Source organism: Pseudaquabacterium inlustre (assembly GCF_038066595.1).
GTDB lineage: Bacteria > Pseudomonadota > Gammaproteobacteria > Burkholderiales > Burkholderiaceae_C > Pseudaquabacterium > Pseudaquabacterium inlustre.
Genome location: NZ_JBBUTH010000001.1, coordinates 638,401 through 651,871, shown reverse-complemented (window position 1 = coordinate 651,871; position 13,471 = coordinate 638,401). Strand labels below are relative to the sequence as shown.

The following is a 13,471-nucleotide window of genomic DNA, read 5'->3' as shown; positions in this document are numbered from 1 at the left end:
CAGTCACTGTCAGCCCCGCATCAAGAAGTCAACGTAGTCCTGTGCCAGCGGCAGGGGCTCCGGCTTGGCCAACGGCGCCACGCTGGCCCGGTGGCGGATGAAGCCCGTGCGCGCCGGCTCCTCAAGGCCCTCAATGTCAAAGACTTCTTTGCCTTCGATGACGGTGGACGCCGGCAGGACGAGCTTCGGTCGCTTGCCGAGTTGGCCGTCGCCGAACAGCGCGAAGCAGATGGCCCGGAGCACGAGGTCCGCCGGGTTCAAGAACTTGCAGCCGTACGTGAACTCGGCCTTGCGCGTGCCAAGGATGTCCTCTTGGAACACTGCCTGGTACTGGCCGCGAATCCGACCGGGCTGCACGATTTCGGCGGAGGCCAGCTGCACGCCGCGCTCGTCAGCGCCAATGCGCTGGATGGTCGCGCACAGCTTGGTGGCGTAGGCGCATCGACGGTCTACCCGCGCGATGGGCGGCGGCAGGTCGGACTTGTAGAGCACGCGCGTCAGGCCGCGTGCGCAGAGGTCCCAGAGGCTGCCCGACCAGCGAGGGTAGTTGGCAACGACCGCGGGCTCCAGCTCTCCCTGGTGCCGCAGCGACAGCGCCACCAAGTAGTCGGCCAGGGCGGCGCGCTTTTGGTAGGCGATGTCGAGCACGGCAACGTGGTTGGCGTCGTTGCGTTCGGCGAGCAGGCCGGCGTGGATGGTCAGGCGCAGCATGTCACTCGACCTCCACCAGCCAGGTCTGGGCCACATCGACCTCGGGCAAGCGCTCCACACCGGTGAGGCGAATCTGCCGGCCGTCCCAGCAGAGCATCCGGGCATCGCCGAGCACCGGCAGCAGGTCGGTGTCGACCTTGGTGTTCGGGTCCAGCAGTCGTGCGATGAGCACCGGGCGGCTCAGGTCGGGGTCGCGCACTTCCGACACCTTCAGCACGCCGACGTGCGGCGGGACGTCCTTCAGCTCGTCCCGCCTGAACAGACGCCCTTGCTTGCGCAGCACTCGCACCTGCACCTTCATCACCGAATCCTTCATGACCTTGCTCGCTCAGTTGGCGCCGACCTGGCGCACATGCTCTGCAGGGGTGTAGTACCGGCGCGGTGCGTAAAGCCGCGAACGACTGCTTTAGGTCGAAGGAGGGATTGCGGGCGTAAAGGGCCGGACAGAGAAACAGAGGCAGGCACGGTGGCTCCTTGCGGCGCGAGGGCTGCAACGAACGATTGGGCAAGGCTCCGCCCGGCACGCACGCGGCGCGCATTGGCGGGCAGTTTGGAGGGGCGGCTTAGCCGCGCGCGTCAGCGGTGGTCAGGTGGTCACCTCCGCTGCTTCTTGAGGGTCCGGAACGACCCCGTGACAAGCCCCACGATGTCCAGCGACGTGCGCGGATGGATGGGCTCGTAGGCGGTGTTGGCCGGGTCCAGGTAGTACGCACCGTCCCTGGTCTTGCGCAGGTACTTGACCGTCAGCTGGCCGTCGACCGCGGCCACCACGATGTCGCCGGGTTCGACGATGGAGTGCGTCTCCACGATGACCACGTCGCCGTCGAGCAGCCCAGCGTCCTTCATCGAATCGCCACGGACGTGGCACATGGCGGTCTTGTTCGGCTCGCGGATGAGCAGTTCCTCGACCGACAGGAACTCGAACTCGTCGTCGCTGGCCGCCTGCGGCACGCCCGCGCGCACCGTGCCGAGCACGGGGTAGGCGAAGAACCGCTTGCCCGGGGCCACGCGCCCGTCCTTGCGGGTCAGATAGCCCACCTCCTCGAGCCTCGCGACCATCTCGAAGACCGAGCCGGTCGAGCTCATGCCCAGCAGGTCGGCGAGTTTGGCCAAGCTGGGGAAGCTCTTGTTGGCCTTCCAGTGCGTGCGCAGCGTGGCCAGGTAGCGCTGGTCGTTTGCCGAGGTGGCGGGGGCTGCTGCGAAGGCGTGCAAGGTCGACTCCGAATGATTGCTCGGAGTGGACTGTATGGAATTACAGCAAGTTGTGCAAGTGTCTATCAGAGAACGGATTTTTTCAAGATGCAGCGAGCCAAGAGGATGCGCAACAGCTGAACGACGCCGCAGAAGTCGAGCGGCTCAGCGGACGGATGTCGTCAGCTCCCCCGCCGCAACGTCATCGGCCGTACAAATATCAATTTTGGATTTTGTACGGCCAATCGACTCGGGCAGACGGCAGGCCCTGGCCCCTGCCGTCTGCCCTTTGGACTGCTGCAAATGCGCGTGACCAACGCTAGGACTAACGCGGGTCGCTATTCGTGAGCTATTGGTCTCATTGAACTAGCTATGCGCACAGCAATAATCTCCCTTGCCTGCCTTTTCTGCATTCTTCCTGCCCGTGCGGCATCGGAAACGACGCAGACGCCAGTTAGCGGTTTAAGTATCGAATACTCAACTCCACCTGGAGCTCCGAGTCCAGTTCAAAAGGTCGAAGCTCGGAAAATCCTGCCTGGCGTCCTTCAATCGCTAAATCTGGTCTTGTCCGCACCTAAAGAAGAGCGATGCAAAGTCCTCAAACGCGAGTTCGTGGTTGAACGGCTGGCAGAAAGATGCGACTCCGAGATGGACGGGCTTTCGCTCAAACCTAAGCACGTCTTTATTACGGTAGATAGTGATGAAGAAACCAGAGTATCGCCGGGCTTATACTCATTCTTGGTGTACTACCACACCAAGAATAGCAAGAATAGGGCGGATACGGTGGCGTCTGTATTTGTCAAACTTCCTGACAGGCAGCTTCGAATTGACTCTCCGGTCAGCATACCTACCTTTGTTAACAAAAAGTAGGCGCAACGATGAGGGGACTATTTTTTTTTAACTAACGAAGCGACTATCCCGGCGGCAGCATCTTGTAGAGCGTCGCTCCGAATTCGAGAAGCGCCTGACTCGCCTTGCTGAATTTTTTAGCGGCGCCGGCGAGCCTGCGCGGCGACTCTTCTGCTAAGTCTACCGCTATCAGCCGTCGTCTGCTCGATTTAGGCAGGACGTGCTCGACGCTTAGATTTCAGGTGGCACCTTTACGAATCGTGGCTTACCGCGCCGGGTAACCCGAGCAGCTATACAGATTGCTTTGGACTTGAGTCGACCGGGGAATTGCCAGTATGAAATTCATCACCTACCTCACAGTGTTGCTGGCGGTATCTGCCTTGAGCGGCTGCGGCACCTATCTAGCCAAAACTCGGTACCAAGAGGAGATGTTGAGTCTATGCGCGAGGGACGGGGCGCCACAAGTCTACAAGACTGTTACGCTGCCCTCTCGATACTTTGAAAATGGAATTGCCAAGGTTGAGCGGAACCCGCCGGACTCACCAAGGAATTTGGCAGTCGCAGGCCGATATATTCATGTTGACCGGGAGGAGTATTTGAAGGCGGAGCCCGAACATCGCATAGCACTAAGGATGCTAGAGTGGTCCTACGTCGATTCTTTAACAGGTGAAACTTTAGGTCGACAAAAGACCTATTGCAGAGATGGCGGCGACACATTGTCCCCAAACAATACCGTGGATTGTTGTCCGCAAACAAGCAAATTACTGTTGAAGACAATCTTCAAGCAAGAATGACGTGAACGAAGAGGTACTTATTCAGGCTCGCTAAGCGCTTATCCGCACCCTGCTGGCGCCTCTCTACTTCAAAATGGTCTACTGGAAGAACTGGATTACTACGTCAGCAACTGCGAAGACCGTATAAGAGACTGTTTAAGAAGTGCGACTGCACGAGCCGCGAGCTCTGCATAGGAGCTTTGTGTACGCCGAAGAGCTATGCGCCGAACCTGTCGGGCGGTGAATGGGCGTTGGTAAAGCCGTATATTGAGCCAAAGGGTTCCTCATCCCAGCGCCATACGACTTGACCGGCGGTGTTGGTACTGGCTCGCGGCGTATTCAGGTTGTCGGAGTAAACGTAGTAAGGAACGACCGCTTGGCCATTGGATTTGAGTACTGCGACCGGAATATCTCCGACCCAGACAGTCTCCTGAATAACGGCGCCGAAGGCGGCATACTCCCCAATCAGGTGGCCGGTGGGGTCGTTGACAAAATTGGTCGTGGCGCCGTCTGCGCCGCGCCGACATTGGCCGTACAAGCTTCAGTTTTGGCTTTTGTACGGCCACTCGCCCGGCAAGACGCGTCAAAGGAGCCGGGCCCCGTCCGCTATAGGCCCGCCCTCCAGGGTCAACATGGCCTCGACCGGAGAAAGCGACAAAGCGCTGCTTCGGTCAGATGTTCTATTTCTGGTTTTGGTTGATTACGTGATTCGTGAGAACAAAATTCGTCCGCCATGTTCGATTTGATAAACTTCGAGCGGCGCGTTCCCACCGAAAATTCGCTCCAACCCAATGGGCTCCATGTTTACGGATGCGGCAGCCACCAATAGTCGCAAATTCCCGCGCGCTATCAGGTCATTGGTCCACGCCAAATCATGTCGGCAAGAACCGCATCGAAAGGACCTTTGCTGATTTTGGTAGATTACCTCAACGCGCGGCCTTCCGCCAACCCCCCGGGAACGCACAGCCGTCGCGTCAATCCAAACAAGCTTATCTTTTTCGAGAGACTGGGTTCTGGCACTATCTAGCTGAAAGTGCCAGGCCACGGCACCTGCGCAAGCGAAAACCAGAATCACGTGGACATTCTTACCGGTAATTCGTTTGAATTTGTACGTGGTGCAGAGCCAATGGGCTATGGCCCCTAAGCCTGCAAAAATCAACAGGGATAGAATAGTTTCATTGTTCATTGGTTTGATTTCGGCTGCGATACGAGGGTAAGAGGCTAGCTAATTCCAACAAGTCATTCGACTGCGTCGCGGAGTATCGAAAGGCCGAGCAACAGCTGAGCGCCGCCCTAGAGGAAGCTGCCGCCAAAGTCCAACCGCCCGGCGTACCCGCTGGCTGGCAACTTGTCCGCGAGGACATCAGCGACGAGCTCAACACTGTGAGAAAAGCAGCACTGAAGCCCAAGTGGCGCAAGACCATCACGGCATCCAGGAGCTCCTCGAGCGGCCTCCGGCGGCCCATCTGTTCCATGAATCCTGAAACAGGCCTAACTAATTTTTAGCTCATTGCTTTTGATGCGATGAATCAAAAGTTTTACACGAACGTCCCATTCGAAAAATTCGGACGAAATTTCGTAATGACCGGCTGGAAAATAGACGCTCAATCCTTCACGCTCTAGCCGCGCTCCTTTGCAGCCCGCATCCGCAAGAATGTAGTCACCCTCAAGTGCAATGCAAGTCGTGTCAATTATAGTTCCTGCATGTACCGCAGCCAACGAAGTTAAACAGTTTGCCAGCAACTGCTCGGATTCCGAGTAGACTACCCTGACCAATGTTATGACCGAACCCCAGGCAAGCAGCTTTGTTCTTAAAGGCTCACCTCCGAAGACCACATAGGCATGTGCCCCCCGAGTAAGTGTCTCGACGTATTCGGATGTTTTGCAGGTATCCCAATAATCCGATAACCCGTCCCGATACTCAGCCTTAAACCGCTGCCAATCTGGGTCGGTATCTCGTGGGTAACTAACTTCAGGGCTATCCGGGGCGTTCCACTCTCCCCAAATAGCCCTTGGAATCAAGGCGCACGGACCAACCGGTCGAAGCCAGGACGATTCATTGGTAGGCCTTCCTATAATTTCGCGCACCATTTACTTGGACACCTGAGATTAGTGCTTCCAGTGCTTATCGCCTTTCGCGTATTGCTGCTATCACGCCCGCTACCAGCCAAACCGGCGTAAGGACAATCGAGCACAGAGCAAGAATCGAAATATTACTCAGTGCCAGTAGCGTATCGTGCGACTTGCCAGCAGGGCACCAAGCCCCTCTACCAGTATCAAAGGTGCATCCTCCTAAACGCTCGATAAGATACAGCAAGGCATAACCGCACAGCGGCAGCCCAAAAGACAGAAAAAGTGCCGCTGACGCCGCGCTACTGCGGGTGCGAGCGGGCTTTTTCTGGTCTTCTGACTGAGTCGAATGGTCCATATTTTGTATAGCGACCAAGCATATTCCATCGGAACCTCAAACGCTGTATTTGCGCTGTCGCTTGGCGAGCCGCCAGCTGCCTCAAGGCAAATGTCCAGTGCAACCGCTCGCCGAGAAACGAAATATTCCAAGGCCGCACCGTCTTGACGTTACCGGATTACTTTCCGTACGATGGCGGCGAGGTTCAAGCTGGACCGCGGGCCCCAGGCGCCCATCAGTGCACGCACCGGACCTTGTCCGGCATGGTGAAGACCTCGGTAGTTCGACGACCGGCTTGGTGAACTCTTGAAAGCCGGACAACGCGTGCCGTCCTTGAGTGCTTTCGTCCCTAGCTTGCTAGGCAAGTGCTGGTTGCGATACCTGCAACACTGCATCGACGACCTGCGAAATGCGCTTGCCGGCCGCGCCACGCACGTGGAAGCCTAGCTCGAGCGAGTAGTTAAATGACCAGGCCGTCATGTTCGATGACCCGACGTAGCATTCGTCGGAGTCCACTCGAACCACCTTGGCATGAAAGGTCTCGGTACCCGCGCCTTCGTCGCGCGAAATCCGAAAGTCGAAAACTGCTGCCTCAAGCCGCTCTAAGTCTGCTCTACGTAGCTGCAAGGCGGGAGGCAAACCACCGCGAACGATGATTTCTCGGCGAACGCCCGGCGCGGTCAAGTCCAGAAGTTCAATGATGCGACCTGCTCCGTCGTCGTCAACGAACGGCGTCATCACAGTGAAGCGACGAGTGGCCCGCCTGGCAAGCTCGAGCAGCACGTCTGCTGTCTCGGCCAGGCCCCAGGTCCCTTGCAACGTCTGTTCCAGTTCCCTGACAAGCCTGCTGGGCTGAGCGGGATGGGAAATGACCACCGCAACGGTGTCCGTGTCATGGTGAACTTGGTCGAGGTACAGGTTCACGCCATGAAGCATGTTGGCGAGACGCTGGCATGCCTCAGGTTCGAGGGTGACAAGCCATGCCCCCATCGCGGTTTGGCGGACAACCTCTGCTGAAGATGACACCCGCAGAGCTTCTTCCAACAAAGGCAGCTTGGCCGTGCTGTGCCCACATGACGAGGCTAGCGCTCGAAGAGGCGTAGGTCCTCGAAATAGCCCCCTTGCCGAAGCCGCGAAGACGGGCTCCAGCAGTCGTGCATAGGGCGCAATGCGCTTGAGGACGTTATCCAGCATCTAAGGCCTGTTGGACAACATCCAGGTAGCCCGGAATCACTTGCCCCTTGTGGACGTCGTCTTCGCGGGGCGCGAGACCGCTTCTCAAGACTGAGCGCGAAAGGAGCCGATTGGAAGCAATGCAGGATGTCTCTGGGATGACGATGCAATCGGGGCAGGCGCCACCCTTCGACTCACAGAGGCTACCTGACCCACACAGCAAAGTGCGGGGCGACAGCAGGTGCTCTAGGAACGTGTTGTTGTAGTTGCGCCAGAGCGCCGAGAGATTGCCCAGGTCCATGGTCGTACCGTTGCGATACACCACAAACGCGAGGTCGGCAGGAAACACGTATTCACCCAAAGAACCCAGGTCAAGCCCGGAGAACTCGGCAACTGCCTTCATAACCGTGTGGGCGTACGTGTGCAGCAGGGTGTAGACGTATCGGTACATCAGCGGCTGGCTGGGATGCAGGTCCGAGAAGAACTTACCAAACGGAGCCGCCTGCTGTAGCACATGAGCTCCGAGTGAAACCCCGCTCTCCGGATTCCACTCGGGGAGGTCAGCGACGCCTACTTGCCTCAACCACTCAAAGACCGACTCTGCGCGCAGCCGAACGTAGATTGCTTCGTTGGCCTGCGTGACCACATAGATTGGGCGGCGCTTGTTGCCAAGAGGCGGGAACAGACGCAAGCGCACCGGGAGTCGCAGCATCTGCTGGTCCGTCTTCTCGATGAGCGGGTCAGTGGACATCCGCGTGTAGCCGTGAGTGAACCTGCAGAGGTCGAACTCGCGAATCAGGCCAAAATCTGCGATACCCAGCGCGTCACGGAGCCGCTCGGTCACTTGTTGCTGGGTCGCGAGCTCTTGCTCGGACTTCGGTGCTAGGTCCTTGTCGAGTCGATTGAACCTTACGAAGGGCGCTCGCCCATCCAGTAGCGTCGTCGCGGACAGTTTGCTTCTATTCAGCGATTCGTGCTCTACGGCCAGCACGACCGGGTCAAAGCGGCTGCCAAAGTCAGCACGGCGTTGAATCTGCGCAGCCAGGAGTGGGGGGACCTCGTGTTGAACTGGAATGAGACCTGGAATTTGCTTCCATGTCTTCACTAGGTCGGCAAGAAGACCTCGGGCCTGCTCAGCCATCTTCTCGTTGCCCATATCCGCAAAATGCTTCACCATCGTCTGTTGCATGCGGTACGTCGCCACCTTGTCGGCATGACCTGCCCGTTCCAGAATCTCGAGGATTTCCTCATCGGTGGGCGGCCTCGCGCCCAAGCCGTACCGCTCGGCGATGAACCCCCCCAGCTCATTCTGTTTTCCGTCCTGGAGATACTCCAGTAGGTCTCGCTGCTCTTCGGAGAAGACGACAAACTGCTCGGCATGTGGATAGAAGGCCGAGGTTGCTCGATAGGACACGGGCTCCATCCGTCGCCAACGCGGAGGCCTCGTCTTGCACTCGTCCGCGAGGATTTGCGTCGTGTCTGGGTCGTTTTGAAGCCACGTATCCCCGGCCTTGTGTCCGTTCTCACACTCGAAGAACCACTGACCGATGCGAGGCGACCTGTCTCTCAGGTAGAACTTTCGACTACCGCAGTCAGAGCAGCCGGGAAGTGGTGGAAGTACGTCCTGGCGTTCGCTGCTCCACTCATAGCGACCAGGTGTAGGCGCCTCCCAGTTGCCCGACCAGTGCACAAAGACCACGTCAAGCTGCCGCCACCGGCACTTCCCGCGCAGCCCTTCGTTCTTCGCATCGCATGACCCCGCCGACAAGTCCTGCAACCCATTCGATGCGTGATAGACGGAGTCATAGTCACGGAAGCGGCCGCACGTATTGCACGTGAAAGCGAGCGGCGCCGGTATGTAGCCCATGTTCTTCGGGTTCACGAGTTCAAACTCGTTTGCGGCTGGCGGGTGATAGGTTTCGCCGCGCAGCAGCATCCCGTCGAGGCACTGCGCCGCCAACGCAGGGTGCTTGTCAGTGCCCCCCTTCATCGCAGCAGTGAACCAGTTCTGCCAAATCTCGCGCAGGCGCAGGTGAATCTGCTTCTTCGTCTCTTCGGAGACTTGAGCCAAGTCGGGGTACTCGCCTTGGTCCGGGATGGAAAGACAGGCACCGAGGCCCCCTTCGAATGTGAAGAGAGCTCCAGGCGCGTAGGCCGAAGCGAGCTGCCCCCGCGACCGACTCATCCGCGGCGCCTTCGGCTCCTTCGGCGCGTCATCCTCGGCTCCGCCCCGCTTGTTGTACTTTGTTGCCATGTCTCAGTCTCCCGCCTCTGTGCCTTCAGCGACTCCATGGCGGATGAAGACCATCACGCGCCGTGCGGTTGCGCTGTCGAGTCTGCGGCCGTTGAGGTCCTTGTTTCCGAAGTGAATGTCGCCCGCCTCATCGACGTCTCGCAATGAGGTCATCGGCCGGTCTAGCGAACTCCGCTGTTCGTCGAAGAATGATTTCAAGGACTGCTCAGCCAGAAGGTCGTCGGTGGACCAACGAGCAAGCAAGGCGTAAACCTTGTCTCGAACCATTCGTTGATAGTGTTCGCGGCCACCTGGCGCGAAATCAGGGTTGTCGAGTCCGATGGCTCGCTCGATGAAGCCACAGATGCCATCAACAAGGGGCTTCTGAGTTGCTGGCTTCCTGTAGAGCTTGTTTACCGTGGGAATCCATGCGAGGTCGTCCACAGCCTTCTTCTTGTCTGGCTCTGCCCGCGTAACGTCGCGGACGTAGGCCACACCTGCCAGATATGCCTGGATGAGGCTCGGCAAGACTCGCGCGATGGCCTTGTCGGCCCAGCGGTCGATGGCGGCCGGCTGCACCATTCGCTCAAGGAATCGGTGGTAGCTGTCAAAGACTTCCACGATGTAGCGGTCCCGACGCCGTTGGGGCGTGGGGATAAGGACGACGAAGCCAACATGCGTCCGTCCGACGCGGGATGACGCTTGGATGTACTCAGCGGTATCTGAGGGCATCCCAGCGAAGAACATCGAGTTCAGTTCTTCGACGTCTACACCGTGAGAGATGGCCGAAGTCGCGATGATGGACCGCAGCACTGTCGACAAGTCATCGAAGGGCTTGCCCGGCTTAGGCCTGGTCTGCGCGTCTTGAACGGTCTGCTGAATTTCACCCTGGGCTACCGACCCTGTGATTAGCCTTGTTGGAAGGTCCGTAATCGGCAGTAGTCTCTCAGCATGTCGCTTACGCGTCTCTTCGAACTCGGCGGCCATGATTTGGTCGCCGCCCTTCTTGTTCGTGACGTAGGTCAGCGCGATGCGGTGCAGGTCAATCAGTGTGGCGAGGTGCGAGGCCGAGGCCTGAGAGACTCGTGAACGGTACATTGAAGCCAATTCACGATTCGAAACCGCCGCAAGGAGACGGTCCCTTGCTCGACCGATGCGCTCGACCTCACCGGAGGTGAGGTCTAGGAGTAGCTCTGAGACAACCGTGTGGAAGTTCGACAGAACAGCCACAGTCGTCGCCGTGTGAGGCCGTCCGTTGGTCATGAACGCTACGTAGACTCGGTTCCATCGAGCCCAAGTCTCCGTGCTTGACTCTTTGAGCCCCAATCGCTCGGCATCCTCTGCCGGTGGTTCGGCCGGCGCAGCATAGAAGGACTCGTACAGGCTCTGACCAGGATGAGGGAACTGCATCGCCGGCACCACGCGTTGGTACAAGTGCTCCATCTGCCGCTGCGGCTCCGACACAGTGGCTGAAGCAGCGATAACTTTCGACCGCCGTCGCGTCACTCCATCGGGCTCGTACGCGACCAGCTCGTGAAGCGGCTTAGCCATCTCTGCAAGGATTGCGTCCAACGCGGATTCGAACAGCCCCGCGAAGGTCCCGAGCGACTCGTCCAACAAGTGCGCCTCGTCCTGGATGAGGAGGCTTGGGAACGGGTCGAGAAATACCTTCACCCCATCTGCATACGCTGGGTACAGGCCTTGGCAGCCCTCAGCCACAGGACCTCGCTCGAAGTCTCTTGCCTCGAGCGGCATGCGCAGTCGGCCCGTCGCCGTATGCCTCCACGGTGCCGCCCCGAACATGCCGTAGATGCGCCTCAGGGTCTTGTACGACTGGCCAATCAGCGCCAGCTTGTCCACCGTTCCGAGAATGACCGGAGGCGCGAAGTCATAGATGTCGGTGTCGCAGATGTAGAAGGGCAGTGGCGACCACCCGGCTCGGTTCGAGTGGCACTTGGAGTTCGTGCATACGTGCGCGAGCGTCCCGCCTTGAACCTTGAACTGCCGAAGCGCCGTCTCGTGCCCGCAGAACGGGCATCGTGGAATCTTGTTCCAAGCCTCCTTCTGGAGCCGGTATTTGACGTCCTCATCGACCAGCTTCTGCTCAGTCGTAGCGGTGGCGTCCTTCTCTGAGATGTCTGGCACGAACGCGACGCCGGGGTCGGAAGGACTGTTCGGAGAGCCCCCGCTACCAACCCAGAAGCCAATGGCCAGCGGGTCTCCGGCGACGCCGTACTTGTGCTTGACGAGTTCAGCCTGCGCGAGAACCTTCGCGCAGCGCTGCGCTTGTTGAATGGTTAGGAGCCGTAGTGGGTACCGCAGCATGGCGGTCACGCCCGTGTGCTTGCCACGCAGCCGGTCAAAGAAGAGCGTGAAAACCAGCAAGCCGAAGAACGCCTCCGACTTGCCGCCGCCCGTTGCGAAGTACAGCAGCGTCACCGTATCGTCTCGGTTCTTGAGGAACTCTGAGCGATAGGCCTGCGAGCGAGACGCAATGGAGGGTAGGTTTGCGACAACGAACGCAATCTGGAAGAGTCGCCATGCGCCTGAGTCATCCCCCAGTCGCTGCTGCAGCAGGTTGGCCATGGCTTCATTCATCTCAAGCCAGGCTTCGTAGACCACCGCACGCTCGTTCTTCTGCTGGCCTCTTTGCTTGAGTTCATCCCACGCAGCTTTCGAATCCCTCAGGATGCGTAGCCCCGCTTTGACGCAGTCAATCTCGTTGCGCCAAGCGTTCCGGTCCAAGTCGAATCCAGCCCGCTCCTTGTCTAGGGCGTCCGTGTCCCCTGCATCTAGCCCCGCCGACAGGTCGACCTTGGAGGGTAGGTCCTCAAACCAGCGCTCCAGCTCCGTTTCCAAATGCGAGAGACCGCTCAGGCCATCGGGCTGGCTCAAGGCTCGGATGTTTGGATTGACGTCCTTGTAGGAGACAGGAACCACCCGTGGCTGCGTGTATCTTGGGGCCCAAGTGGTTAGCAGTCGCAACGTGCCCTGTGGCGCTTCGTGCGTCACTTCGACGCCACCGTTGTAGCCCGTCGCCGGGTACTCCAAATACTGGTTGTACCGATAAGATGCTTTGACTCGCCCCAGTCGCAGGGGAGCGTGCAACACGCGTGGCAGCGTCAAGGACAGGTCGACTTGAAAGACGGCCTCATCGGTTTCATCCGCAGCCCCGACCGGGGGTTGCGAAACGTTCTCAAGAGCGATGTGCAGATTGAGTCTGTCTTTGCTCAGCCAGTCGCGCGACAGCTTTATGTTCCACGCCAGCGCAATGTTGGGCAGGGCCAGCTTTGCGTCACCTGAACGGACCTTCTCGAGGAAGCGGTTCCAGTCCTTGTACTGCGAGGGGTACACCTTCTGGGCGCGCCTGTAGCACCACAGCTTGCCTTCGTCGCTATTGGCCCAGCGCTGAACAGCGGCGCCGACCGCACCCGTGAGGGCGTCCGAGGCTAGCCGAGATGCCGCTGCGAGCTCTGCCTCTGATGCACCAGCGCTAAGTACCAGTTCTGGAAGTTGTCCAGGGTTGATGGGTATCCGCAGCCACTTGTGTGGCACGTCCATCGGCTTGGCGTGCTCGTCCTTCAGCAAGACAGCCCCGCTTGCTGGCACCTTGACGCCTTCGCCCGTCGCGCCGGCCTCTTCCCGTTGCTCACCTTCCTCGGGGGCTTCGTCAAGAAAGATGTTCTTCAAGTCCAAGGGGAGCCCGAGCGCTTCATGCACCTTGGCGGTCAGTTCCGCCTCAATCGCCTTCCACTCGGGGTGCTCATAGCGTCGTTTGAAGCCCCGCTGGGCCTCAAGCTCCCACCCTGCATCCAAAGCCTCCTTCTTCTTTGTGCGGAGCAGCTTCTTTGTCTCGTCGTTCAAGCGAAAGGTTGGGGCGAAGTCCGGCCGCGAGAGGTCCTCTAGTGTCGGCAGGATGCGCACATAGACCTGAAGACGCGGTTGAACGCGCACCTCTCCGCCGATACCACGCCGAATCTGAAGGTCCAAACCGTGGGTGCAAATCTGAATCGGTTGGGTCACCTCGTCACCGGACTGCGCGAGTGGAGGACGCGGCAGAAGAAAGGCGGAGTTGAGTAGCGCCCGTGGCTTCGCTCCGTAGATGACTCGCCCATCCGGACCATGCCCACTGAT

7 protein-coding genes are annotated in these 13,471 nt (G+C 59.0%); 1 reads left to right on the top strand and 6 read right to left on the bottom strand.

What is annotated here, in order from left to right:
- Positions 1–9: 9 nt before the first annotated feature.
- The 3 genes from AACH10_RS02870 to AACH10_RS02860 form a co-directional block, all read right to left on the bottom strand.
- Entirely contained in the window at positions 10–711 is a 702-nt protein-coding gene (locus AACH10_RS02870) for a hypothetical protein (protein ID WP_341408843.1), read from the bottom strand.
- Between the two features lies 1 nt (position 712).
- Complete coding sequence (locus tag AACH10_RS02865) at positions 713–1,027, bottom strand: hypothetical protein (protein ID WP_341408842.1); 315 nt, start codon at positions 1,025–1,027, stop codon at positions 713–715.
- A gap of 278 nt (positions 1,028–1,305) precedes the next feature.
- Positions 1,306–1,923: a LexA family protein gene (locus AACH10_RS02860; RefSeq protein WP_341408841.1), complete on the bottom strand. Its 618-nt coding sequence runs from the start codon at positions 1,921–1,923 to the stop codon at positions 1,306–1,308.
- A 1,163-nt stretch (positions 1,924–3,086) separates the two neighbouring features.
- On the opposite strand from AACH10_RS02860, the gene AACH10_RS02855 reads away from it, so the two are divergent.
- Positions 3,087–3,545: a hypothetical protein gene (locus tag AACH10_RS02855; RefSeq protein ID WP_341408840.1), complete on the top strand. Its 459-nt coding sequence runs from the start codon at positions 3,087–3,089 to the stop codon at positions 3,543–3,545.
- 2,743 nt (positions 3,546–6,288) lie between these two features.
- On the opposite strand, the gene AACH10_RS02850 is transcribed toward AACH10_RS02855, so the two are convergent.
- The 3 genes from AACH10_RS02850 to AACH10_RS02840 form a co-directional block, all read right to left on the bottom strand.
- Positions 6,289–6,855 carry a phospholipase D-like domain-containing protein gene (locus AACH10_RS02850; RefSeq protein ID WP_341408839.1) on the bottom strand — a complete coding sequence of 189 codons (567 nt, stop codon included), beginning with the start codon at positions 6,853–6,855 and terminating at the stop codon, positions 6,289–6,291.
- Between the two features lie 259 nt (positions 6,856–7,114).
- On the bottom strand, positions 7,115–9,358 hold the full coding sequence (locus tag AACH10_RS02845; RefSeq protein WP_341408838.1) for a hypothetical protein: 2,244 nt from the start codon (positions 9,356–9,358) through the stop codon (positions 7,115–7,117).
- Between the two features lie 3 nt (positions 9,359–9,361).
- On the bottom strand, positions 9,362–13,201 hold the full coding sequence (locus AACH10_RS02840; RefSeq protein ID WP_341408837.1) for a helicase-related protein: 3,840 nt from the start codon (positions 13,199–13,201) through the stop codon (positions 9,362–9,364).
- Positions 13,202–13,471: the final 270 nt, after the last annotated feature.